At 61.5% G+C, this 23,808-nt stretch carries 24 protein-coding genes; 10 read left to right on the top strand and 14 right to left on the bottom strand.

What is annotated here, in order from left to right; all coding sequences use genetic code 11:
• Together FEV51_RS03090 and FEV51_RS03085 are read right to left on the bottom strand one after the other, a co-directional pair.
• A complete protein-coding gene (locus FEV51_RS03090; RefSeq protein WP_138615768.1) occupies positions 1-903 on the bottom strand; it encodes a haloalkane dehalogenase in 903 nt (300 codons plus the stop codon).
• An 82-nt stretch (positions 904-985) separates the two neighbouring features.
• On the bottom strand, positions 986-2,269 hold the full coding sequence (locus FEV51_RS03085; RefSeq protein ID WP_138615766.1) for an SAM-dependent methyltransferase: 1,284 nt from the start codon (positions 2,267-2,269) through the stop codon (positions 986-988).
• A gap of 80 nt (positions 2,270-2,349) precedes the next feature.
• Between FEV51_RS03085 and FEV51_RS03080 the strand changes: the two genes are divergently transcribed.
• A complete protein-coding gene (locus FEV51_RS03080) occupies positions 2,350-2,790 on the top strand; it encodes a DUF1801 domain-containing protein (protein WP_138615764.1) in 441 nt (146 codons plus the stop codon).
• Here the strand turns inward: FEV51_RS03080 and FEV51_RS03075 are convergent, their stop codons facing one another.
• From FEV51_RS03075 to rlmN, 7 genes are all read right to left on the bottom strand, one after another.
• Entirely contained in the window at positions 2,791-3,531 is a 741-nt protein-coding gene (locus FEV51_RS03075) for a molybdopterin-dependent oxidoreductase (RefSeq protein WP_138615762.1), read from the bottom strand.
• Positions 3,528-4,190 (bottom strand): cytochrome b/b6 domain-containing protein, encoded by a 663-nt coding sequence (locus tag FEV51_RS03070; RefSeq protein WP_138615760.1) that lies wholly within the window; start codon positions 4,188-4,190, stop codon positions 3,528-3,530. The genes FEV51_RS03075 and FEV51_RS03070 overlap by 4 nt, the downstream gene beginning before the upstream one ends.
• Positions 4,187-4,957 (bottom strand): SDR family oxidoreductase, encoded by a 771-nt coding sequence (locus FEV51_RS03065; RefSeq protein ID WP_138615757.1) that lies wholly within the window; start codon positions 4,955-4,957, stop codon positions 4,187-4,189. Before FEV51_RS03065 ends, FEV51_RS03070 begins: the two co-directional genes overlap by 4 nt.
• Before the next feature lie 104 nt (positions 4,958-5,061).
• Positions 5,062-5,529 (bottom strand): glycine zipper 2TM domain-containing protein, encoded by a 468-nt coding sequence (locus FEV51_RS03060; RefSeq protein ID WP_138615755.1) that lies wholly within the window; start codon positions 5,527-5,529, stop codon positions 5,062-5,064.
• 135 nt (positions 5,530-5,664) lie between these two features.
• On the bottom strand, positions 5,665-6,315 hold the full coding sequence (locus FEV51_RS03055; RefSeq protein ID WP_138615753.1) for an MOSC domain-containing protein: 651 nt from the start codon (positions 6,313-6,315) through the stop codon (positions 5,665-5,667).
• On the bottom strand, positions 6,312-6,902 hold the full coding sequence (locus FEV51_RS03050) for a class I SAM-dependent methyltransferase (RefSeq protein WP_138615751.1): 591 nt from the start codon (positions 6,900-6,902) through the stop codon (positions 6,312-6,314). Before FEV51_RS03050 ends, FEV51_RS03055 begins: the two co-directional genes overlap by 4 nt.
• On the bottom strand, positions 6,899-8,137 hold the full coding sequence (rlmN, locus tag FEV51_RS03045) for a dual-specificity RNA methyltransferase RlmN (protein ID WP_138615749.1): 1,239 nt from the start codon (positions 8,135-8,137) through the stop codon (positions 6,899-6,901). Before rlmN ends, FEV51_RS03050 begins: the two co-directional genes overlap by 4 nt.
• A gap of 299 nt (positions 8,138-8,436) precedes the next feature.
• On the opposite strand from rlmN, the gene FEV51_RS03040 reads away from it, so the two are divergent.
• Positions 8,437-9,102, top strand: a complete 666-nt coding sequence (locus tag FEV51_RS03040) for an outer membrane protein (RefSeq protein ID WP_138615747.1) — start codon at positions 8,437-8,439, stop codon at positions 9,100-9,102.
• Between the two features lie 61 nt (positions 9,103-9,163).
• Here FEV51_RS03040 and FEV51_RS03035 read toward each other — a convergent pair whose 3' ends face one another.
• Genes FEV51_RS03035 through FEV51_RS03025 form a run of 3 tightly spaced genes read right to left on the bottom strand, consistent with a single transcriptional unit; the run spans position 9,164 to position 12,108 of the window.
• The gene (locus FEV51_RS03035; protein ID WP_138615745.1) at positions 9,164-9,655 is read right to left on the bottom strand and encodes an invasion associated locus B family protein; all 492 of its coding nucleotides are present in this window, start codon (positions 9,653-9,655) and stop codon (positions 9,164-9,166) included.
• Entirely contained in the window at positions 9,648-10,127 is a 480-nt protein-coding gene (locus FEV51_RS03030) for a GreA/GreB family elongation factor (RefSeq protein WP_138615743.1), read from the bottom strand. The genes FEV51_RS03035 and FEV51_RS03030 overlap by 8 nt, the downstream gene beginning before the upstream one ends.
• A 22-nt stretch (positions 10,128-10,149) precedes the next feature.
• A complete protein-coding gene (locus FEV51_RS03025; protein WP_138615741.1) occupies positions 10,150-12,108 on the bottom strand; it encodes a lytic transglycosylase domain-containing protein in 1,959 nt (652 codons plus the stop codon).
• A gap of 95 nt (positions 12,109-12,203) precedes the next feature.
• Between FEV51_RS03025 and dapA the strand changes: the two genes are divergently transcribed.
• Positions 12,204-13,085: a 4-hydroxy-tetrahydrodipicolinate synthase gene (gene dapA / locus FEV51_RS03020; protein ID WP_138615739.1), complete on the top strand. Its 882-nt coding sequence runs from the start codon at positions 12,204-12,206 to the stop codon at positions 13,083-13,085.
• Here dapA and FEV51_RS03015 read toward each other — a convergent pair.
• Positions 13,082-14,161: a succinylglutamate desuccinylase/aspartoacylase family protein gene (locus FEV51_RS03015; protein WP_246034406.1), complete on the bottom strand. Its 1,080-nt coding sequence runs from the start codon at positions 14,159-14,161 to the stop codon at positions 13,082-13,084. The genes dapA and FEV51_RS03015 overlap by 4 nt on opposite strands.
• Positions 14,162-14,270: 109 nt before the next feature.
• Here FEV51_RS03015 and smpB point away from each other — a divergent pair, with 109 nt between their 5' ends.
• From smpB to alaS, 7 genes are all read left to right on the top strand, one after another.
• A complete protein-coding gene (gene smpB, locus FEV51_RS03010; RefSeq protein ID WP_138615737.1) occupies positions 14,271-14,753 on the top strand; it encodes an SsrA-binding protein SmpB in 483 nt (160 codons plus the stop codon).
• Between the two features lie 135 nt (positions 14,754-14,888).
• The gene (locus FEV51_RS03005) at positions 14,889-15,500 is read left to right on the top strand and encodes a DUF2062 domain-containing protein (protein WP_246034405.1); all 612 of its coding nucleotides are present in this window, start codon (positions 14,889-14,891) and stop codon (positions 15,498-15,500) included.
• Positions 15,497-17,974, top strand: coding sequence for a response regulator (locus FEV51_RS03000; RefSeq protein WP_246034404.1), 2,478 nt, complete (start codon positions 15,497-15,499; stop codon positions 17,972-17,974). Before FEV51_RS03005 ends, FEV51_RS03000 begins: the two co-directional genes overlap by 4 nt.
• A 156-nt stretch (positions 17,975-18,130) precedes the next feature.
• Entirely contained in the window at positions 18,131-19,192 is a 1,062-nt protein-coding gene (gene recA, locus FEV51_RS02995; protein ID WP_138615735.1) for a recombinase RecA, read from the top strand.
• Between the two features lie 211 nt (positions 19,193-19,403).
• Complete coding sequence (locus tag FEV51_RS02990) at positions 19,404-20,030, top strand: glutathione S-transferase family protein (protein ID WP_138615733.1); 627 nt, start codon at positions 19,404-19,406, stop codon at positions 20,028-20,030.
• 4 nt (positions 20,031-20,034) lie between these two features.
• Positions 20,035-20,868 (top strand): class I SAM-dependent methyltransferase, encoded by an 834-nt coding sequence (locus FEV51_RS02985; protein ID WP_171033018.1) that lies wholly within the window; start codon positions 20,035-20,037, stop codon positions 20,866-20,868.
• A 72-nt stretch (positions 20,869-20,940) separates the two neighbouring features.
• Entirely contained in the window at positions 20,941-23,604 is a 2,664-nt protein-coding gene (alaS, locus tag FEV51_RS02980; protein ID WP_138615730.1) for an alanine--tRNA ligase, read from the top strand.
• 22 nt (positions 23,605-23,626) lie between these two features.
• Here alaS and FEV51_RS13100 read toward each other — a convergent pair whose 3' ends face one another.
• A complete protein-coding gene (locus tag FEV51_RS13100; protein ID WP_171033017.1) occupies positions 23,627-23,791 on the bottom strand; it encodes a hypothetical protein in 165 nt (54 codons plus the stop codon).
• Positions 23,792-23,808 lie beyond the last annotated feature (17 nt).

Below are 23,808 nucleotides of genomic sequence, written 5' to 3'. Positions count from 1 at the left end.
TCAGGCTGGCTTACAGCCCGCTGCTTGGGCGGTATCAAGGATCGCGGAAACAAAGCCCTCTGGATCGTCTTCCTGGATGAAATGCCCGCCCTTCAGCGTGCGGTGCATATCGTGCCTGGCGCCGGGCACGCGGTCCTTGAAGGTGCGTTCGCCGCCCTTGGTGATCGGGTCCCCGTCTGAGAACGCGCAGGTGAAGGGCTTGTCGAATTGCTCCAAAACTTTCCATGCGGCCTGCTGGTCGGGAACCGCCTCGTTCTCGCCCAGCGGCACCAATGCGGGGAAGACCCGCGCGGCGGCCTTGCTGCCACGGGTGGGGAAGGGCGCGTCATAGGCGGCAACTTCCGCTTCTGAGAGCTCGGTGGTGGTGGCGCGTTGTATCAGCCCGCCGATGGGAAACACCGGGCTGGTCTTGGCGAACAATCGCCATGCGGCAAAGGCGGCGGGCGGGTCCTGCCCCTCGGGCAAGCCGCCATTGGACAGCACCACTCCGGCAAACCGCTCGGGCATTTCGGCAAGCAGTCGCAGTCCGATCAGCGATCCCCAATCCTGACAGGCCAGGATTACATTGGTCAGATCCAGCGCCTCCAGCCACTCACGCATCCAGGCGACGTGCCCGGCATAAGTGAACACCGCTTTGTTGGTCGGCTTGTCCGAACGGCCAAAGCCGATCAGGTCGGGCGCAACCACACGGTAGCCCGCGCGCACCACGGGCGGGATTATCTTGCGATAGAGATAGCACCAGCTTGGCTCGCCATGCATCATCAACACGGTGGGCGCGCCCCGCGGGCCCTCATCGAGATAGTGCACCCGCAATTCTTCGCGCAGCTCGTGATAATGCGGGTCGAACGGGAAGTCGGGCAGGGCGCTGAAGTTCTCGTCAGGCGTGCGAAAGACGTCGGACATACTGCTATCTCCATCAAGCGACTTGGCGCGCACAATGGCAGCTGATCAGCTGGCGGGCCAGTACCTTTACATGTGGTCGGGTTTACTCCGCCGCCTCACGGTTTCCCGCACCCAGACTCCACACCGGGGCTTCCTCCACCGAGCGCAGGCGTTCGGCTTCTTCCAGCATATAATCGCGGGTCATCGGGATGGCGGCGCGGTCTTTAACATAGAGGACTTGCCAATTGACCATGCTGCCGTGGCGGAAGCTCTGTTCGGCGCCGGCGAGGTAGAACAGCCACATGCGATAGAATTGCTCGTCATAAAGCTCGGTGATTTCCTCGCGGTGTTTCACCGTGCGCTTGTACCACTCCTCCAGCGTATGGGCGTAGTGGAAGCGCATCGCCTCGACATCGGCGACCTGCCAGCCGTGCTTTTCGCTTTGCGTCACCAACTCGCTAAGCGCAGGGATATAGCCGCCGGGGAAAATGTATTTGCGGGTCCATGCATCGGTGTGTCCGGGCGGGCCAGAGCGGCCGCAGCAATGGCTGAACATCACGCCATCGCCCTTGAGCAGGCGGTTGGTGTGCGCGAAAAATTCCGGATAATGCGGGGTGCCGACGTGTTCCAGCAGCCCTACTGAACTGATCCGGTCAAAAGTGCCGGTCACATCGCGATAATCGGTCAGCTGGAATTTGACCTTGTCGGCCACCCCCGCTTCCTCGGCGCGTTCCTGACAGAATGCGATTTGATCGGGGGCGAGCGCCACGCCCAGCACCTCGACATCGTAATTGCGCGCCAGATACAGCGCAAAGCCGCCCCAGCCGCAGCCGATGTCGAGTATGCGCATGCCCGGCTGGATATACATCTTGGCCGCGATATGGGCTTTCTTGTCCAGCTGAGCCTGTTCCAGTGTCCGGTTCGTGTCGCGGAAATAGGCCATGGTGTATTGCCGGTCTTCGTCGAGAAACAGCTCGTACAGGCGGCGGGTGAGGTTATATGTATGCTCTGCATTGCGGCGCGCCTTGCCCTTGGGATTGATGCTGTCGGCAGCGGCCAGCGCGCGTTCGGCCAGTTTCTTCAGCGGCCCCTGTGCCTGAATCGCCTTGTCGCCCTGCTGCTTGGAATTCATTGTGAAGAACAGCACCAGATCGCGGATATCGTATGGTGGGTCGATCACCAGCCAGCTCCACATGAACGCCTCACCCGCGCCGACCTGCGGATGGCGGGCGATATGGCTGGAGGCCTTGCGATTGGTCAGACGGATTTTCAGCGGCGGCTCGCCCCCTTCGCTGGCACCGTACTCGTAGATTTTGCCGTCATGGTCGGTCACGATCATGTGACCGCGACGGATCACCGATGTCAGCAATTTATCGAGCAGCCACATAGCGCGTTTTCCCCTGTCCAATCCCGATCCGCAGTTTGACACGTGCTTGCAGCGAGTCAATCGGGTGCTATCCTGCGGGCATGGCAGAGGCAAAGACGACGATCACCGATATTGACCCAGCAGAGTTCCTCGCCGCGGTCGAACCCGAGCGCAAGCGTGAGGAAGCGCAGAAGCTGGACGCGCTGTTCCGGCAGGTGACGGGCGAGCAGCCCAGGATGTGGGGGCCGGCCATGCTGGGCTATGGCGATTATCGCACCACTTATGCCAGCGGCCGCGATGTGCACTGGATGCGCACCGGGTTCAGCCCGCGCAAGGCGCGCCATTCGCTATATCTGATGGGCGGTTATTGTGACGCCGAGACCGGCCAGAGGCGCGATGCGCAACTGGCGCGGCTGGGCAAATATGCGCGGGGCAAGAGCTGTCTTTACATCAACAAGCTGGCTGATGTGGATATGGCCGTGCTCGAAGTAATCCTGACCGAGGATTGGGCGACAATGAACCGGCTGTATCCTCCCGGCTGATCAGATCCCGGCATACCATTGGTAATCGGCGCGATCTTCCCAATAGCCGCCTTTGCCATCACCGATGCCGTCCAGGCTGGCGACCGCTTCGATCCCGGTAAGGTATTTGGCGTGCTTGTAACCCAGCTGCCGCTCGATCCGCATCCGCAGCGGCGCACCGTTCTTGATCGGTAGCGGGTCGCCATTGAGGCGGTGCGCGACAATGGTCTGCGGGTGATAGGCGTCTTCCAGATCGACGCTTTCGTAATAGGCGCTACCGCCCAGCTCGTCAGCACAGCGGAAGATGATGAAGCGCGCCTGATCCTGAACCCTTGCGGCGTCGAGCAGCAAGGACAGTTGCGGTCCGGTCCATTCGCCAATCGCGCTCCACCCCTCAACGCAATCATGCCGTGTAATCTGCGTGCGCTGCGGCAGCTTGCGGATATTGTCGAGCGTGAGCGTCAGCGGATTGTCGACCAGCCCGCCAACCTCAAGCTGCCAATTGGCAAAGCTTTCGGTCACATGGCGCGGGTAATCGCCATTCTTCGGATCGACCGACCCATTGCCGCGAAAATAGGGCGAGACTGCACTGCGGGGGTATTCGGGGGCGAGCGCATCGCGGCTGGTCAGCAGCCGGTGTGCGCCCTTGTGCCAGCGCTCTGCTGCGTCGAACATTCCCTGCCCGAAATCGCTGTCTGCAACTTTGTTGCAGCCTGCTACAAAGGCGGCACCAGCAGCGACGAGGAAGTTCCGGCGTTTCATGCTGTGCCCCCTGTAATCATGTCGCGGATTTGCCTGAGCGGCTTTGACAGCAAAACCAGAGCTACATGGACGATGAAGAAGCCGAACAGCGCAAAAGCGAACAGGAAGTGGAAGCTGCGCGCCGATTGGCGGCCGCCCAGCAGATCGACCAGCCAGCCAAAGCTGGGCTCCATCCCCGGACTGATCGCAATGCCGGTGAACACCATCATCGGCAGAAACACACCGAGCACGAGGCCGTAAGCGAGCTTTTGCAGGAAATTGTACTTGCCCGCGCCGTGATCGAAATCGAGTCGCAGATGCGCGGCTATGTCACGCTTGATCTGCGCCGGACGCCATTCCTTGCGGTTGGTGGCGATATCGCGTTTGAAGTGCCGGTTTGCCAGCATCGCGGCCCAGCCGAACAGCAATCCCAGCGCGAAGGGCCACGCCATCAAAGTATGCCAGTCACGCGCCACCGCCAGACTGTAATGGCCGGGGATAGTCATCCAGTCGGGGAAGCGGGGAACGGCGAGCCATTCAGTGCCCGCCGCAAAGCCCCAATCGCCCCAATACAGCCGCCGGTGACCATTCGAAATGGTCAGCCCCGACATGAACAGCACGACCACGCAGATCAGGTTCAGCCAGTGCCAGATCCGGGTGGAAATCGCGTGGCGCTTCATGCCGATGCGCCTTCTCTGGCAAGGAATATGACGTCGCGGTCCTGCGCCAGCAAATGCTGCCCGCTGTCGACGAACAGGGTCTGTCCGGTGGCAAGCACGCCGTCAGCCAGAAACAGCGCTGCTTCGGCGACTTCTTCAGGGGCGGTCTTGCGGCGCAGCAGATTGAGGCGGTGCGAAATCTCGGTCTCGGCCTCGGATTGGTCATGGCTGGGCAATATCGCACCGGGTGCCAGCGCATAGACACGGTCATCCGACCCGGCAGCGCCCATTGCCAGCATCGGCACCGTCGCCCCCAGCGCGTGCTTGCTCATGGTGTAGCTAAAGAAATCGGGGTTGGGATTGGCCAGTTTCTGGTCGGTGACCATGATAACGCGCCGCCCATTGTCTGCGCGCGCGTGCTGCAGATAGGCCTGCGCCATGCGGGCGGGAGAGCGGGCATTGATCTGCATTGCCCGTGTATTCGTATCGGGATCGAGCGCGGTTACAGCGTCGGGTTGAAATATCCCGGCGCAATTGATCAGGGCGCTCCAATCCTTAAGCCGCGCCGCCAGCGCAGCGATCATTGCTGCGGAAGCATCGCCATCGGCAAGATCGCAAACGACCGTTTCGGCACTGTCCAATTGTGCGGCGAGCGCCTCGGCCTCCGCAGAGGAGCGGTGGTAGTGTATTACGACGTGCCAACCCGCCGCCCCAAATGCGCGCGCGATGGCCGCGCCAACGCGTTTTGCGCCCCCTGTAACGAGCACTGAAGGTCTGTGTACGGCCATCTGCTGGCGACCATAGCGGCTGGCCGCGCAAAGAAAAGCGCGCCGCCACCCGAAGGTGACGGCGCGCCCTGCGACACCGAAGGGCTGTTACCCCTCGTTGTGTTTTAGCGGCACTGCATATCGCCGCGATCGATCGAGCGGCCAAGCAGACCGCCCGCCGCCGCACCGAGCAGCGCGCCCAGCGTCTTGTCACCGCGGCCGGCAAGTTCATGACCCGCCAGCGCGCCGACACCAGCACCGATCAGCAGACCCGTGGTCCCGTTGTCGCGGCGGCAGTAATAGCGGTTGTCGCGGCCACGCCAGACATAGGAGGACCGGCTGACGCGGCGCGGCTGGACGTAATATCCGCGGTCATCATAGACGCGAACCACACGGACCTGGCGTGCCGGAGCGCGGTAATAGCTGCGGTGATGCTTGGCCTTGTGCTTGTAACGCTTGCCGCGTTTGGAATGCTTCTTGTGCTTGCCATGCGCCTGCGCCCAATGCGGCGGATCCGCTAGCGCGGGGGCGGCTGTGCCAAGACCGGTCAATGCCAGCGCTGCGGCGGCGAAAGAAAGTGCAATTTTCTTCATGGCGACCCCATATCCTGTCTGTAATTTTTCTGCTGGAGCATGGGTGCAACCTGCCATTACAACGCACGCTGAACGAACGCTGTTAAGCCGAAATTAGCGATAAATTGACTGTTATGATGCGATGAAGCGAGCGGTCTAGCGGCGCTTTGCTGTGCATTTCGCCTGCCATTTCGGGCCAAGTGCGGGAAGCGCGAGCAAATCCTGCGCATCGCCCGGCGTGCGTTTGAATTTCGGATCGAACAGCAGGGCAAAGGCGCGATCCACGCTCCAGCGCTCTTGCGGTCGTCCAACCAGCGAGAACGTGTCACCAGCCTGCGCGGCGCCTTCTTCAAGCACACGGTAATACCACCCGCAGCGGTGATTTGCGATGATCCGCCGCACCATATCATCGCGCGCAAAGTGGCGTTGCAGCGTGTTGCATGGCTGGCGGCCCATGCTGACCTCCAGCAGGGCTGAGCCAAGGCGATAGCGGTCGCCGATATAGACATCGGGTTCGGTCAGGCCGCTGGCGTGCAGGTTTTCGCCAAACGCGCCTGGATTGGTCAGAGGATCAACGCCCGGCAATTGCTCACGCCAATAGGGATAATGGTCGGCTGCATAATGATGCACCGCCATATGTTCACCGCCGTGATAGCGCTTGTCGACCTGCGTATCGCCTGCCAGCCCCATAGTCCCAATGTGGACGCTGCCTTCGATGGGGCGCTTGTCGATTGCGCTTTTCTTGCCACCGGCAAGCGGCTGCGGCTGGCCCACGCACAGGGCGAGAAGGGTGGCTGAGCCGGTCATGCTTTACGCAGCGTCATGGCTATCCAGTCACGCTGCGTGCCGTCAGCGCCCTGACCGGGATAGCTCTCCGTTTCGACAATTTCGAAGCCAGCAGCGAAATAGGCCGCGGTAAGCCATTCGGCTGAGGGGAAATTGTGCAGCCTGCCCAGCAAATCGCGCCCTTCGCCATCCCCCAATTTGTAATTGGCGAAATGCCAACCGCCTGGCCGCAGCGCACGGTTTATGGCCGCCAGCACAGCGGGGAAATCGGCACGTGCGACATGGATCAGGCAGGCATGCGCCCATACCGCGTCATATTCAGAGTCAGCACAAAGGTCATCGAAACGCATCTGGCGCGCTGCTATCCCGAACCGTTCCTGAGCCTTGCGAACCATCGCTGCGGCGGCATCGGTGGCATCTACAACGAAGCCATGCTCGATCATCCGCGCCGCATCGCGCCCCGCGCCGCAGCCCAGTTCGAGAACGTGAGCGCCGTCAGCCAGGCGGGTTAGAAAGGGGTCGAGATGCCGGTGATGCATCTGGGCCGTGCTGGCGGTGTATTGCGGCGCCTGCTGTTCATAGAACGCCAGTGTCGCCGGGTCGCTCACTGCGCCAGAGCTGCCGCCGCCTCACGGTCAAGCTGGGCGCGGCTCTTCTTCTCGGCTGCAGTTTTCAGCTGACCACAGGCAGCATCGATATCGCGACCACGCGGGGTGCGGATCGGCGCGGAAATGCCGTGCTCGAACACGATGTTGGAGAACGAGCGAATGCGGGTGGGTTCGGAGCATTCATAGACTGCGCCGGGCCACGGATTGAACGGGATCAGATTGACCTTGGCGGGCAGGCCATACTGTTTGATCAGCCGGACCAGCTCATGCGCGTCATCGTCGCTGTCGTTCTTATCCTTCAGCATGACATATTCGAAGGTGATACGCCGGGCATTGCTGGCGCCGGGGTATGCGGCGCAGGCGGAGAGCAATTCTTCGATGCCGTATTTGCGGTTGATCGGAACGATCTCGTCGCGCACTTCCTTGGTCACGGCGTGCAGGCTGACCGCCAGATTGACACCGATTTCTTCGCCGCATTTCGCCATCATCGGCACGACGCCGCTGGTTGACAGCGTGATGCGGCGCTTCGACAGGGCCAGACCCTCGCCGTCCATCACCAGCTTCAGCGCATCACGGACATTGTCGAAATTATACAGCGGCTCGCCCATGCCCATCATCACGATGTTGGTGAGCAGGCGGCCATCGGCGCGGTATTCGGTTTCGTCCGCATCCTCGGCGAAATCCATCTTGCCCTTGGGCCATTCGCCCAGCGCATCGCGTGCCAGCATAACCTGACCGACGATCTCGCCCGGCGTCAGATTGCGCACCAGCCGCATCGTGCCGGTGTGACAGAATGTGCAGTTCAGCGTACAGCCGACCTGGCTGGAGACACACAGAGTGCCGCGATCCTCGTCGGGGATGAACACCATCTCGAACTCGTGACCGTCATCGGTTCTCAGCAGCCATTTGCGCGTGCCATCGACTGAATGCTGCGCCTCGACCACTTCGGGCCGCCCGACGATGAAATGCTCGGTCAGCCACGGGCGCATGGTCTTTGCGATGTCGGTCATCGCGGCGAATTCGGTCACGCCGCGGTGGTACAGCCAGTGATACACCTGTTTGGCGCGCAGCTTAGCCTGTTTGGCGTCGAGCCCGGCCTGTTCGAACAGCTCGCGAATGCGGGCCTTGGGCAGCCCGAGCAAGTCGGTGCGGCCATCGGCGCGCGGGGTTATGTCGCGCGCGACGGGAACCGGGTCAATTTGCCCGGGGATGCTCATCAGATTGGTGTCGGCCATGAGAACCGCGCATATAGGCGCTTGGCCGCGCAAAGCAAAGCACCTGTGCGCGCCGCGCGCAAACACGCATCGATGCGGCGGGTTCCCGCTTTTCGTCGCGCAATTATGGCGCTTTGTCGACGGTGATTGGCAAGCTGCAGTTCGTCGGCGGAAATCCACCATTTGTCGGTAAAGTTGTGGCTTTAAAACAACGTTTTTCTGTTGTGCAGGGTTAATGAAACTCTCTGCCGTATCCTCCGTTTGATTGGTCCACGCGGCACGAAAGCTGCGGGACAAACAAGAAAGAAACGGAGTACATCATGAACAAGGCAACAGCCCTTCTCGTCGCAGGAACCATGCTTGCCGCTGCAACCCCCGCCATGGCGCAGGATACAGATAGCACTTTCACCGGCTTTCGAGCAGGTGTTACCGCTGGCTATGACGCCGTCCAGGCTGGCAGCAGCGTCGATGCGGATAACGAGCGCAACAATAACGACCAGTCGATCGACGGTGTCGCTTACGGTGTAGTCGCCGGATACGATGTCGATCTCGGCGGTGCAGTGGTCGGTATCGAAGGCGAATATGCGGATTCGACAGCCAAGACCGAATTCAGCAATGGCGATTTCGAAGGCTTCGGCTTCGGCAGCGTTGATGCAGGCCGCGATCTCTACATCGGCGCGCGCGTCGGTGCCAAGGTTGCCCCTGACGTCCTGCTTTATGCCAAGGGCGGCTACACCAATGCCAAGCTGAACATTTTGACAAATGACGGCACGACCGAAACGCGCCGCGATTTCAAGCTGGACGGCTGGCGCGCCGGTGCGGGCCTGGAATATGCCATCAATCCGCGCACCTATGTGAATTTCGAATATCGTTATTCGAATTATCAGGACGGTGAAGTTGTATTCGCCAGCGGCGCAACCACGCCAGACTTCAACGTCGATCTCGACCGTCATCAGATCATGGCCGGTGTCGGCATGCGCTTCTAAGCGTTTGTTCTGAAGTCATTACAGGAGCCGGGGGCGCTTGAGTGCGCTTCCGGCTCTTGTGCTATCTGCTGCTTCGTGAACAGGCGACGGTGGCCGCATCCATCGCAGTAGCGGCTCCGCCCAGGCTATAGCTGTTGGTGAAGCGCCGCCCTGCGCTGTCAGTGGCGCTAAGCGCCATACTGGTAGCCGACCGCATGGCAGCGACAATTGCGGCATCCATGCGGCGATCGGCGGACCAGGCATCTGCACCGCCGCCTGTCAGGCGAAAACTCTGCCGACCGATTTGCAGACTGATCCGTGCGCCTTTGGCCAATTGCCGCGACAGGCGGAAATGGACTTGCCCGCGAATGCCGTGTTTCGGCCAGGTGGCGATGGTGGCGAAGGGTTCGAAGTCGCGCGCGGCGCGGCTCGCGGCGGGCATGGCGATGGCATAGCAGCGCGGCACAGTCGCATCGCGGAATGCGCCCCATCCGGAAAACACGCCAAGGCTGTCCTTGGCTGCCAAGGGTGCCGCAAGCGCAAGCAACATAACAACGGGCAGCATTTTACGCATAGGCGATTGCCACCAATTCCCATTCCTTCACGCCGCCGGGCAGACGCACGGTGCGCAGATCGCCCACCGCCGCGCCTTTCAGCGCGCGGGCCATTGGCGAAGACCAGCCAATCCGGCCCGCCACAACATCCTGTTCGTCATCACCCACCAGCGTCACGCTTTGCTGTGCATCATTCTCGTCAGCCAAAGTGACGGTCGCGCCGAAGAAGGCCAGGCTCTTGTCGGGTTGTTCCGCAGGCACCAAAACCCGTGACGATTTCATCCGCCGTGAGAGATGCGCCAGCTCGCGGTCGATCTCGCGCATCCGTTTACGGCCATACAGGTAATCGCCATTTTCGCTGCGGTCACCATTGCCCGCCGCCCAGCTGACGATTTCGCAAATCGCCGGGCGTTCGGTGCCCAGCAATTGGTCATAGCGCGCTTTCAGCGCTCTATAGCCAGCTGGCGTAATCGGATTGCTTGGCGCAGACATCTGCCTGCTGCTTTAGCGCATCTTACCGTAGGAAGTCACTCACCGTGCGCGGTTTGCCATAACGCACCTGCGATGGATTGAGCTGTTCGTAAACGGCGGCATTTTCGAGCACGCGCTGGACGTAATTCTTGGTCTCGTAGATCGGGATTTCCTCGATCCACCGCAGCCAGTCGATATTGCCCTGACGCGGATCGCCATTGGCGCGGATCCATTTGTTCACATTGCCCGGCCCGGCATTATACGCCGCGACGGCCAGCGGATAGGAGCCACCGTAATAGCTCATCATTCGCGCGAAATACCCATTGCCCAGCTGGATATTGTAGCTGGGCGAATCGATCAGGTTTGCGGACATATAGCTGATGCCCAACTTGCCAGCCTGTTCGCGCGCCGTGCCCGGCATCAACTGCATCAGGCCGGTCGCTCCGGCATGGCTGATGGCGTTTTCCGCGAACTGGCTTTCCTGCCGGGTGATCGCGTGAACCATCGTCCAGTCCGCGCCTGACGGCACCGGCATGGTGGGAAAGCCTTGGACGACAAAGCCATCCAGCCCGTCAGCGCCCGCTGCCTCGGCCACGTTAACGGCCAGATCGCGCCGACCAACCTGCCGCGCAAGCTCGGCCACCAATGCGTGTTCTTCCGGCGTATCGGCACTTTGCGCCAGCGCGCGGTAGAACTGGATGCCGGTGCGCCACGGCGCGCCGCGTGCCACTTCGCGAACCGCGGCGACCACTGGCTTGCGTTCGAATTCAGCGCGTAGCTCGGCGCTGGGGAGGGCGGGGGCACCGCCGCCGATTTGCGGCAGCGCACGGCCCAACTCCTTGTGAGCCAGCTGGCCATAGAAACGGTCGGGATAGCTTGCCGCCATCTCGAAATACCGCGCTGCGTCGGCAGCATTGCCCGAACGGCGTGCAGCCAGTCCGGCCCAGTAAAAACCCTTCGAGCGGGTTTGCGGAGTCTGCGCCGCAGCACCGTAGCGATAGAACAGGGGGGCAGCGCGATTGCCGTCACCAAGCTGCCACAGCGCTTTGGTGCCGCCCAGCCACATCAGCGACGTGTAATCATCGCGCAGCCGGTAGGCCATCTTGCTGACATCCGCGCCGGGCGCGAACAGATCGTCGACATTGGCGGCAATGCGTGAGGCAGGATCGGCGCCTGCACCCTTGGCGATCCTCAGTGCTTCACCAATGAAATCCTCGGGATCGAAAGCGGGTGCGGTAAAGCCGGGACGGTTGGCCAAGGCGTTGACTGCCTGCGCCAATTGCCCGCTGCTGCGGTAATATCGTGCGAGATTGTAGACATAGCCCGCATCGCTGCGCGCATCGCCGGGCACCGACAGGCCGGACTGCTGGGGTGAGCCGCCCTGAACCAGCGCCAGCCGCGCCATCGCCAATTGGCGCATAGCAGGGGAGACGTTGACGATCTGGCGTGCAGCGGCCTCGGTCTCGCTCTGCCACAGCAGCGCATCCATACGGGCGTCATGATCGGCAGGCGTCAGACGCGCGCCGAACAGGCCCTGTATATAGGCTTCTGCAGGGCCGCTCATGCTGCCGCCGCGCCACGCATCGCGCGCCACGTCAAAGGCATTGGGCCGCTGCATTGTGGCCAGCGCCAGCGCATAACGCGCCTTGGCACCGTTGGTGATCGGCGGGTTGCGTTCAAAAAATGAAACCAGTGCCTGCGGCGTTACCGCATCACGGTCCAGCGCAGCTTCGGCGCGGCGCTGCATTTTGTCTTCCTGCGGGAAGCCGGGATAGGTGGTGATGAAGCCGGCATATTCGGCAAAGGACAAATTGTCCCGGCCAATCAGATACTCCCAGCGACTGATGGCGCCAGCAATCTGCCCGGACTGGTTGGCCACCAGATTTCCCCGCGCCCGGTCCCAGCTTGCACCGTCCTGTGCTGCGGCAATGGAAGGGGTCGCCAGCGCGGTGCCGGCGAGGAGTGCGAAAGAAACTGCTGTTTTGAGGTCCATGCTGGACATAATGCCTTGCGGCTCCTTATCACGCGCTGAATGAAATCGTCCCGATCGCGCTGAAACGCGAATGCGATCATGGACCTAACGCAAGGCAACGGTAAATGTTCTCTGGCTCGATTCCGGCTCTGGTGACTCCTTTTCGCGATGGGACGTTGGACGAGGCTGCGTTCCGCCGATTGATCGATTGGCAGATCGAGCATGGCAGCAAGGGTCTGGTCGCCTGCGGGACGACGGGGGAGGCTTCCACCCTGTCCAATGCCGAACACCACCGGGTAATTGAAATCTGTGTTGAACAGGCCGCCGGGCGCGTGCCGGTAATTGCGGGCTGCGGGTCGAATGATACGCAGAACGCGCTGCTGCATATGCGGTTTTCCAGAAAGGCCGGTGCGGCAGCGGGCCTGTGTGTGGCGCCCTATTACAACCGTCCGGGCCAGGCCGGTCTGATTGCGCATTTCAGCCATCTGGCGGAAAATTCCGACCTGCCGATCATTCTGTATAATGTGCCGGGCCGTACAGTAACCGATATCGAACCCGAAACGGTGTGCGAACTGGCCACCAAATATCCGCACCGGATAGCCGGCATCAAGGATGCCAGCGGCGATCTGTCGCGGGTGGTCGACCACCGCATGGGCATTTCCAAAGATTTCTGCCAGTTGTCGGGGGACGATGAACTGGCGCTGCCCGCCAGTGCCGCAGGCGCCGTGGGGTGCATCTCGGTAACCGCCAATGTCGCCCCGGCGCTATGCTGCGAATTTCAGCAGGCCTGTGCCGACAATGATCTGGTCAAGGCGCGCAAGCTGAACGACCGGCTCTATCCGCTGCATTACGCCATGTTCGAAGATGCCAGCCCCGCGCCGGTGAAATACGCGCTGAGCCGCGTGCACGACTGGATGACCCCGCAGGTGCGCCTGCCGTTGGTCGAATGCTCCGACGCCGCTAAAAAGGCAGTGGACGAAGCGCTGGAGCACGCCGGGCTGGTTTAATGCACTTCGTCCTCGTCCAGGAGCGGCTCTGCGGGGAAGGGCGGGGCGCTGACGGAAATAGCCTCGATGATCGAACCGGCCTGCTTTCCCGCATTCTCGAAATTGGCGACCTCTGCCACATGGAACAGCGCATCGCCCTGATTGACTACCGGCAAGGTGGTGTGACCGATGATAATCCCGTCCAGCGGGCTGAGGACATCCATCAGGTCTTCGCCAAACAGCCCGCCGACTTGCGCCAACACATCACCGCGGTGAACGATATCGCCAGACCGGTGTCTGCGCCGTGACACACCCCCTCGCGGCGCGCGAACCCACAACGACCGGTTTGCTCGCAACGGAATCCCGATGTGAGACAACCCGTCATCCGCCGCAATCATCCCGATATGCGCCAGCACACGCAACACGCCCGCCGCACCGATCGCGATTGAATGGCGGTCGAACCGCAGCGCCTCACCCGCTTCGAGCAGCAGCATCGGGGTCTCGCGGTCAGCGGCCAGCGCGCGCATCGAACCGGGGCGCAGCGGACTTTCGATAATGATCGGCGCGCCAAACGCCATTGCCAGCTCGATCAGATAGGGGCTGCCCGATGCCACTCTGATCTGCGGCAGATTGTAACGGTGGATGGCTGCGGTGTGGATATCGATCCCCAAACTGCACCGGTCGATCACGTTCTCAAGGAAGCAATACGCCAGCTGCGAGGCCAGCGACCCGCCCGGATTGCCGGGGAAACTGCGATTGAGATCGCGGCGGTCGGGCAGATAGCGGCTGTGCTGGACAAAGCCGTAAATGTTGACCGCAGGCGCAAGGATGACCGTACCCGACAGGGTTTCGGGATGGAGCAACGCGGTCAACCGCTGGATCACAGCGGTGCCGATAATTTCATCGCCGTGGATCGCTCCACTGACGAAAATGCACGGGCCGCGTTGCTTGCCGTGGATCACTTGCAGCGCAAGATTGGCCGACAGACCGGACACGCTCTGGCTCACCGGAATGGCGATATTCTGGCGCGTACCGGCCGCAATCACCTCGCCAGAGATTTCGTACGGGTCGGGAGCGGAACTATCGGTTTGCATCATGCGACATTTGCACGTCAGCCCACCGCACACCATCGTGTTGCGTATTTGGCACCGCAATTTGTGCGCGGGCTTTCCATATCTCCCGCCAGCCCCTACATGGCGCGCCATCATGGCCCGGCCCAAACCTGTAACCTTCGACAAGCAGAAAACCGTCGCCGACAACCGGCGCGTGCGGTTCGACTATTTCGTCGACGAAGTGTTCGAGGCCGGTCTGGCGCTGCAGGGCACCGAGGTGAAGGCGCTGCGTGCGGGCGAGGCGAGCATCAAGGAAAGCTATGCCGAAGTGCGCGACGGGCAGGTGTGGCTGGTGAATGCCAATGTCCCGGAATACAGCCACGGCAACCGGATCAACCACGAACCGCGCCGTCCGCGCAAGCTTCTGTTGCATGAACGCGAGATCGAAAAACTGGTCGGCGCGGTCGAGCGCAAGGGCATGACGCTAGTGCCGCTATCGGTCTATTTCAACGCCACCGGGCGCGCTAAGGTCGAGCTGGCGCTGGCCAAGGGCAAGCAGAACCATGACAAGCGCGCGACCTCCAAGGATCGCGACTGGAAACGCGACAAGGCCCGGTTGATGCGCGAGAAAGGCTAAGCGCAAAAAGGTGCGCGCTGCACCCTTTACCGCAGCCGCCCCCATACCCACATCGACTGCCATGACCAGCTCGCCGCGAAACCCCTTGTCCCCCTTGCACTTGGCCCGCGTGCAGCGCATGGCTGGCGCGTTACGATGAGCGAGCGCAAACCCAAATCCTTCTGGCAAAATATGCTGCGTCCGCGGATGCCGACCCGTGCCGAAATGGCGAACAATCGCTATCTCGCCCCGATCGCGCCGCGGTTTCTCAGCCCTGAATTGTGGCGCTTCACCCGGCGCAGCGTCCCGCGCGGCGTGGCACTGGGCCTGTTCGCCGCGTTTATCGTGCCATTGGGGCAGATCTTTCTGGCGGCGTTTCTGGCACTTCCAGCGCGCGCCAATGTGCCGCTGTCGGCGCTGACCACCTTCATTACCAACCCCCTTACGCTGCCGTTCTGGTTGATTGTGGCCAATAGGGTCGGAGCCTTTGTGCTCAATATCGACGCTGCGGTTGGCGGGATTGCGGGCGAGCAGCTGGCACATGAAAACGGAATGCTGGCGTTCTGGTTCGAGACTGCCGGAGTGACTGCATTCGGTTTTGTTGTGCTGGCGGTGATCTCGGCGTCGATTGGCTATCTGGCGGCAGGGTTCATCTGGCGGTTTGTGGTGGCGCATAAGCGTGGCCGCCGTCTGGTGCGGATGGAGCGCCGCTTGAACGCGCGCATCGAAGATAGTCTGGAAGAAGGGCTGGACGAGGACCGCCCGTGATCGTCGAGCAGGACGACCCGATTTTGCGTCTGCCGCCGCTGCCGCTCTTGCTTGGGCTGCTGGGCGCATTTTTCCTTTCGGTTGGCCTGATCTGGGTGCTGGGCGGCACATCGGTGACCGCGCTGGCCTATGGCGGCGCGCTGCTTACTTTGCTGCTGACGATCCTGCTCGCCGCCCGCCTGCGCAGCACTCCCGAAGCCGATGGGGCCGCCGTCCCTGACTGGTCTGTCACCAGCGCCGCGATCGAGAATCGCCGCCGCGCTGTGGCAGTGACGGACAGAGCCAACCGCGTCACCTGTGCCAACACCACCTATGACAGCTGGTTTGCAGCCGATTGCGCGCCGACCGAACTGCCCTTTGATGATGCCGCCCGTCAGACGCTGATCGACGCATCGCGCGCCGCCTGGCGCGATGGCAGCGCCGATGCCGAGGCGCTGGCCAGTGTGACCGGGGACCGCCGCTATCGGATGTCGGTAGAGCGTGCGGGTCGGGGGGAGGATTACCTTGTCTGGCGGTTCTCCGAGATTGTTCAGGAGCGCAATTACGACGGTATGGCAGACCGCATCGCCGGGCCTGTCGGCGAATTGATGTCACGTGCTGGGGTTGAAGTGGCGCTGGTCGATCCCGAGGGGATCGTGCTGTCGGTAACTCCCGGACTGGCCGAACGCTCCAGCGGGCAAGCGGCGACATCGCTTATTGGACAGGAATTTGTCCAATTGCTGCGGTCGGATGACCGTGACCGCATTTTCTTCGCGCGCGAAGGGCAGCAGGGCACCCCGCAAACGCTGGTCCACGTCCCGCTTGAGGCACCGCGCGGGACCAAGCCGAGCGATGCCAACAAGGTGCTGTCAATGATGCTGCTGGTCGACAGCGGTGTTGGCATCGGCGGCGGCTGGGACGGCAGCGGCAAGGCCGCGATCCCGCAGCTGGAGGCACTGCTTTCCGCCCTGCCGCTGGGTCTGGCCCTGACCGACCGCGACGGGCGCTTCCAGTTCGCCAACAAGGCATTCCTGCGCGCGGTTGAGCGCGAGGATTCCGGCCTGCCGCAATTCCCCAGCGATCTGGTCGTGCGCGAAGACAAGGCGGCGATGGCTGACACCGTGCGCCGCTTTGCCAAGGGTGCCACGGTCAGCGGTGATATGGCGGTGCGGCTGGCGGGCGACAAAGAGGAGCCGGTTTCGATCGGCCTGGCCGGGGTGCGCGGGTTGGGTGATGCGGCAGTGTTGTTGTCGATCACCGATTCCACAGAGGAAAAGCGGCTGCGGCGGCAGGTTGCCCAGGCCACCAAGATGCAGGCCGTGGGCCAGCTGGCGGGCGGCGTTGCGCATGATTTCAACAACGTCCTCACCGCGATCATCGGCTATTGCGATCTCATGCTGCTCCGCCACACGCCGGGCGACAGCGACTATGATGATATTCAGCAGATCAAGGCCAACTCCAACCGCGCCGCCAGCCTGACACGGCAATTGCTGGCCTTCAGCCGCCAACAGACCTTGCGCCCCGTGGTGCTCCAACTGCCCGATGTGGTGAGCGAGGTCAGCCAGCTGCTCAAGCGGTTGATGGGTGACAAGGTCGAATTCTCGGTACGCCATGACCGCGAGCTTGGCCCGGTCCGCGCAGATCCTCAGCAGCTGGAACAGGTCATTATCAACCTCGCCGTGAACGCACGTGACGCGATGCAGGCGCATGCCACCAAGAGCGGCAAGGTCGACTGGAAAGGCCGCCTGACGCTCGCCACCCGCCGCGTGCTGGCGCGCGATGTGCGCAAGATGGGCATCGATATCATGCCTGCGAACGATTACACGGTGCTCATCGTGCAGGACACTGGCGGCGGGATCCCGGCGGAGCATCTCAACAAGATCTTCGAACCGTTCTTCACCACTAAGGAACAGGGCAAGGGCACCGGCCTGGGCCTCTCCACTGTCTATGGCATCGTAAAACAGTCGAACGGTTTCATCTTCGCCGACAACGTGCGCGGCCCAGATGGTGCACCGGCGGGGGCACGCTTTACGGTCTATCTGCCGGTCCACAAGGGCGCAATGCCCGCGATCCAGCGCAAGGAAGAACCCGAAGAAACCACCGCCAGCGAATGGTCGGTAGGCGGCAAGCTGCTGTTGGTAGAGGATGAAGACATGGTCCGCGCCGTTGCCGAACGCGCGCTGGTCAGGGCCGGTTACACCATAACCACCGCTGCCGATGGCGAGGAAGGGCTGGCGCATATCGCCAATGGCAAGATCGAGTTCGACCTGATTGTATCTGACGTGGTCATGCCCGCTATGGATGGTCCCGCAATGGCGCGCGCCATCCGCCGGGTGAAGCCGAAAATCCCGATCCTGTTCATGTCAGGTTATGCCGAAGAGCAGCTTAGGAACGACATCGACATCGACAATATGCACTTCATCCCCAAGCCCTTCAGCGTCCAGCAGATCAGCGCTAAGGTGGCAGAAGTGCTGGCTGAACAGCGCAAGGACTGAAGCGGTCCAAAGGGTCGGATGGCCATCTGACACCGCCATTATTCCACGCCTCAGAAATAATTTTGTTCTTCTCTTGTTCTTTTGGAACAAAGCCGATACATACTACCGCAGTTGAAGAGTTGAATGTGGCTCTGGTCAAGTCTAGGAGGTAATGTCATGGCGGCTAATCTGAAGCTGGTAGAAGGGAAAGCAGTGAGCGCAGACCGTCAAAAGGCACTCGATGCCGCACTTGCCCAAATCGATCGCGCATTTGGCAAGGGTTCGGCGATGAAGCTGGGCCAGAAAGAAGCCATGCAGGTCGAATCAATTTCGACCGGCTCGCTCGGTCTGGATATCGCGCTGGGCGTGGGCGGCTTGCCGAAAGGCCGCGTGATTGAGATTTACGGTCCGGAAAGCTCGGGCAAGACCACGCTGGCGCTGCACGTGCTGGCAGAAGCGCAGAAGAATGGCGGCACTGTCGCCTTCGTCGATGCTGAACACGCGCTTGATCCCGGTTATGCCAAGAAGCTGGGCGTCGATATCGACGAACTGATCGTGTCGCAGCCCGATACTGGTGAGCAGGCGCTCGAGATTGTCGACACATTGGTGCGTTCCAATGCAATTGATGTGCTGGTGATCGACTCGGTCGCCGCACTGGTGCCCCGCGCCGAGATCGAAGGCGAAATGGGTGACAGCCATGTCGGCCTGCAAGCGCGGCTGATGTCGCAATCGCTGCGCAAGCTGACCGGTTCGATTAACCGTTCGAAATGCATGGTGATCTTTATCAACCAGCTGCGCATGAAAATCGGCGTGATGTACGGCAATCCCGAAGTCACGACCGGCGGCAATGCACTCAAATTCTACGCTTCAGTCCGTCTCGATATCCGCCGCACTGGCCAGATCAAGGATCGTGACGAAGTTATCGGCAATTCGACCCGGGTCAAAGTGGTCAAGAACAAGGTCGCACCGCCGTTCAAGCAGGTCGAGTTCGACATCATGTATGGCAAAGGCATTTCCAAGATTGGCGAGATACTCGATCTGGGCGTGAAGGTCGGCGTAGTCGAAAAGTCGGGCAGCTGGTTCAGCTATGATAGCATCCGCATCGGCCAGGGCCGCGAAAACGCCAAGAGCTTCCTCGAAGAAAACACCGAACTTTGCGACAAGTTGGAAGCCGCCATTCGCGGCCGCACCGACGAGGTCGCCGAGGAGATGATGACCGGTCCAGACGCGGAAGACTGATCAGATCCTTCTCAAGCGGCGGCGTAGCTGGTCCATCCATCCCGGACCTCTGTCCCCAAACGCTGCCGAAAACCCGGAAAGCCGGTGCGCGCGTTATTATTCGCCGCACCGGCTTTTCCGCTTCTGGGCTCTGGCCGGTGTCGGGCCGCAAGCCTAGGTTCTCCGCGAATCGCATCCATTTTGCCAAATCTCACCTGCAAAGGCGCCGCGCATGACCATTACCGTCCACCACCTCAACAACAGCCGATCACAGCGTATCCTCTGGCTACTCGAAGAATTGGGCGCCGAGTATGAGATCAGCCATTACCAGCGCGATGCGACTACGAATCTTGCGCCGCCTGAGCTGGGCAAGGTTCACCCTCTGGGCAAGTCGCCGGTAATCGAAGACGGTGGCCGCATGATTGGAGAGAGCGCGGCAATCCTCCAATATCTGTGCGAACGGCATGGCGGCGCAGATTGGCTGTCGGCTCATGACAGCGAAGACTATCCCGGCTTTCTGGAATGGATGCATTACGGCGAAGGCAGTTTCATGACGCCTGTGCTGATCAAAATTTATCTCGGCACAGTGGGCGAGGCCGCAGCACCGGTGCTGGAGCGCAACGAAGCATCGCTGAAAAAGCATGTCCAGTTCATGGAGGACAGCCTCTCCGACGATCTCCATTTTGTCGGTAGTGACTGGACTGCAGCGGATGTGTTGATGAGCTTCCCCGCCGAAGTGGCGATCATGCAGGGGCATGGTGAAAATTGCCCGAAACTCGCGCGGTTTGTCGAAGCTGTCCACGCCCGCCCGGCATGGCAGCGCTCCCGCGAAAAGGGCGGAGCCTACTTCATCTGGTGACAGCATGACCGAGCAATCCGAATGGACTGGTCGCGTCGGCGCGAGCTGGGCGCATGAATGGCAGCGGACCGATCGCAGTTTCGGGCCGTTGACGGAACGCCTGCTCGCCACTGCTCAGGCGGAACCCTTCGCATATGCAGTCGATATCGGCTGTGGGGCTGGTGAGGTGACTTATCGCCTCGCGGCAGACGCACAATCAAGCCGCGTGCTGGGCTTGGATGTCAGCGAGGAATTGGTCGCAATTGCTCGGCAGCGGATTGGTGACCTGACCAACGCATCTGTCACGCTCGGCGATGCGGCAATGTGGCAGTCAGGCGATAGCGCGCCTCCCGATCTGCTCGTATCGCGTCACGGGGTGATGTTCTTCGCCGATCCCACCGCGGCGTTTGCACATATGCGATCACAGTGCAGCGCCGGTGCGCGGCTTGTATTCTCGTGCTTCCGGGAACGCGCAGCAAACCCCTGGGCGCTGGAGCTATCGGGGATCCTGCCAGCGGAAGAAAGCGCCGCTCCTGCCGATCCGAACGCTCCCGGCCCCTTCGCATTTGGTGATCGCGGGCATGTGTCCAAAGTTCTGATCGACGCAGGCTGGAGCGATATCGCATTCGAAGCTATCGATTACGCGATGGTAGGCGGGAATGGTAAAGACGCGCTGGAAGATGCGCTGTCCTATTTCCAGCGCATCGGCCCTGCTGCGCGTACGCTTGCCGAGCTTACAGGCGTTCCGCGTGACGCGGCTCTGGCGCATTTGCGCAGGCTGCTGGAAACCCATCACACCGGCGATATCGTATCTCTCGACGCATCTGCATGGATCGTGACGGCCCGCGCTCCTGCCTGATTGACTGGTCCGCTGTCTGTGTGCGGGCTTTCCGGCTTGTCGCTGCACGCCTGATTGCCTAACTGCGCATCCATGACTTCGACCAATGAAATTCGCCGCAGCTTTCTCGACTATTTTGCAGCCAATGCGCATGCCGAGGTGCCGTCTGCGCCGCTGGTGCCATATAGCGATCCGACGCTGATGTTCGTCAATGCGGGTATGGTGCCGTTCAAAAACGCCTTTACCGGCCTGGAAACGCCGCCCAGCGCGCGGGCGACCAGCAGCCAAAAATGCGTGCGGGCGGGCGGCAAGCACAATGATCTGGACAATGTCGGTTACACCGCGCGGCATCACACATTCTTCGAAATGCTCGGCAATTTCAGCTTTGGCGATTATTTCAAGGAACAGGCGATCACTCACGCCTGGACGCTGCTCACCAAGGAATGGGGCATTCCCGCCGACCGGCTGACCGCGACTGTCTATCACGACGATGACGAAGCGTTCGATCTGTGGCGCAAGATCGCTGGCCTGCCTGAAGAACGGATCATCCGCATCGCCACGGCGGACAATTTCTGGTCGATGGGGGACACCGGGCCATGCGGGCCGTGCTCGGAAATCTTTTACGATCACGGCGAGCATATCGCCGGAGGTCCTCCCGGCAGCCCGGATGAGGATGGCGACCGTTTTGTCGAGATCTGGAATCTGGTCTTCATGCAATTCGACCAGGCTGCCGACGGTACACGAGAAGCCTTGCCCAAGCCCTCGATCGATACCGGCATGGGCCTCGAACGTATCGCTGCGGTCCTCCAGGGTGTGCACAACAATTACGATACTGACACTTTCAAGGCGCTGATTGCTGCGAGTGAGAGCCTGACCGGCGCGGCCACCGATGACGAAAGCGTCGCGAGCCACCGTGTCATTGCCGACCATTTGCGCTCGACCAGTTTCCTGCTGGCCGATGGCGTGCTGCCGTCCAATGAGGGGCGCGGTTATGTGCTGCGCCGGATAATGCGCCGCGCCATGCGGCACGCGCATCTGCTCGGTGCGTCCGAGCCTTTGATGCACCGTCTGGTGCCGTCGCTGGTGACAGAAATGGGGCAGGCATTCCCTGAGTTGGTTCGCGGGCAGGCCCTGATCGAGGAAGTGCTGGAGCGCGAGGAGACACAGTTCCGCCGCACGTTGGACAAGGGCCTCCGCCTGCTCGACGATGCGACAGGCGGCATGGCCAGCGGCGGGACACTGGATGGCGAAACCGCGTTCAAACTCTACGACACATTCGGCTTCCCATACGACCTTACCGAGGACGCTCTGCGCGGACGCGGGATCGCGGTGGACCGGGCCGGTTTCGACGCTGCGATGGACAGGCAGAAAGCCGCCGCGCGCGCCGCTTGGAAGGGCTCTGGCGATGCCGCGAGCGACGGCGTTTGGTTCGACATTGCCGAACGCGAGGGTTCGACCGAGTTTACCGGCTATGCCTCCACCACTGGCGAAGCGCGTGTTATTGCGCTGGTCAAGGATGGCCAGCAGGTTGATCAGGCGGGTGAGGGCGAGGATGTCACTGTGCTCACCAACCAGACACCATTCTATGGCGAGAGCGGCGGGCAAACGGGCGATGCTGGCCGTATCTGGACCCCGGAAGGGTTGGAGATCGCAGTCGAAACCACGGGCAAACCGCTTGGCCGACTGCACACGCATAATTCGCGCATTACCAAGGGCAGCGTTAAGGTGGGTGACACCGTGCATCTGGCCATTGATGCCGACCGCCGCGATCATATCCGCGCGAACCATTCGGCGACGCATCTGATGCACGCGGCGCTGCGGCACCGTCTGGGTGAACATGTCACGCAAAAGGGCTCGCTGGTTTCAGACGACCGATTCCGCTTCGATTTCTCCCATCCCAAGCCGCTGACCAGTGAAGACATCGCTGCGGTCGAAGCTGAGGTGAACGCCGAAATCCGCGCCAATGAGCAGGTGTCGACGCGGCTGATGACGCCGGACGATGCCGTGGCCGCAGGCGCGCTGGCGCTGTTTGGCGAGAAATATGGTGATGAGGTCCGGGTGTTATCAATGGGCCGCAAAAGCGAGGCCGGACCGAATTATTCGGTCGAGCTGTGTGGCGGCACACACGTCAACGCGACTGGCGATATCGGGCTGTTCAAAATCATTTCCGAAAGCGCGGTATCGAGCGGCGTGCGCCGTATCGAAGCGCTGACGGGCGAAGCTGCGCGCCAGTGGCTGGGCACCCGCGATGAAGCGCTCAAGGCAATTGCCGGAACACTCAAGACCTCGCCTGAAGAGGCTGCGGCACGGGTTGCGGCGCTGGTCGATGAGCGCAAGCGACTCGACAAGGAATTGGCCGAGGCCAAGCGGGCGCTGGCGCTGGGCGGCGGCAGTTCTGCGGAAACCGCGTCCGCTGATGAGGACATCGGCGGCGTGGCGTTTTCGGGCCAAGTCATCCAGGGCCTCGACCCGCGCGAATTGCGCCCGCTGCTCGATGAAACGAAGCAGCGCATGGGATCAGGCATAGCAGCCATTTGTGCGGTGAATGACGGCAAGGCCGCGTTTGCTGCGGCGGTAACTGACGATCTGACGGAGCATTACAGTGCGGTGGATCTGGTGCGCGTCGGTGTTGCAGCATTGGGCGGTAAGGGCGGCGGCGGCCGGGCCGACATGGCGCAAGGCGGCGGACCCGATGGCAGCAAGGCAGCCGAGGCCATCGCAGCGGTCAGGGACGCGCTAGCGAAAGCTCCGGCCTAAGCTCTGGACTAAATTTCTGGCATCAACCGCGATGGTTGCTTGAATTGCGTGTTTCGGTCTCGCTACCACGCGCGATATTGTTGCCGCCGGTATCAGCAGGGCGCTGCACGTCGCCCTTTGGATCGTTCTTCACGTTCTGCGGCTTGAACTTTTCGGCATTCGAACGCGGGGTGGTTGGATCGGTCATGAAAGTCTCCTCTGCCC

It is taken from the genome of Qipengyuania marisflavi (assembly GCF_005884405.1).
Taxonomy (GTDB): domain Bacteria; phylum Pseudomonadota; class Alphaproteobacteria; order Sphingomonadales; family Sphingomonadaceae; genus Qipengyuania; species Qipengyuania marisflavi.
The sequence above is the reverse complement of the archived record's forward strand: the minus strand, read 5'-3'. Positions and strand labels throughout refer to the sequence as shown.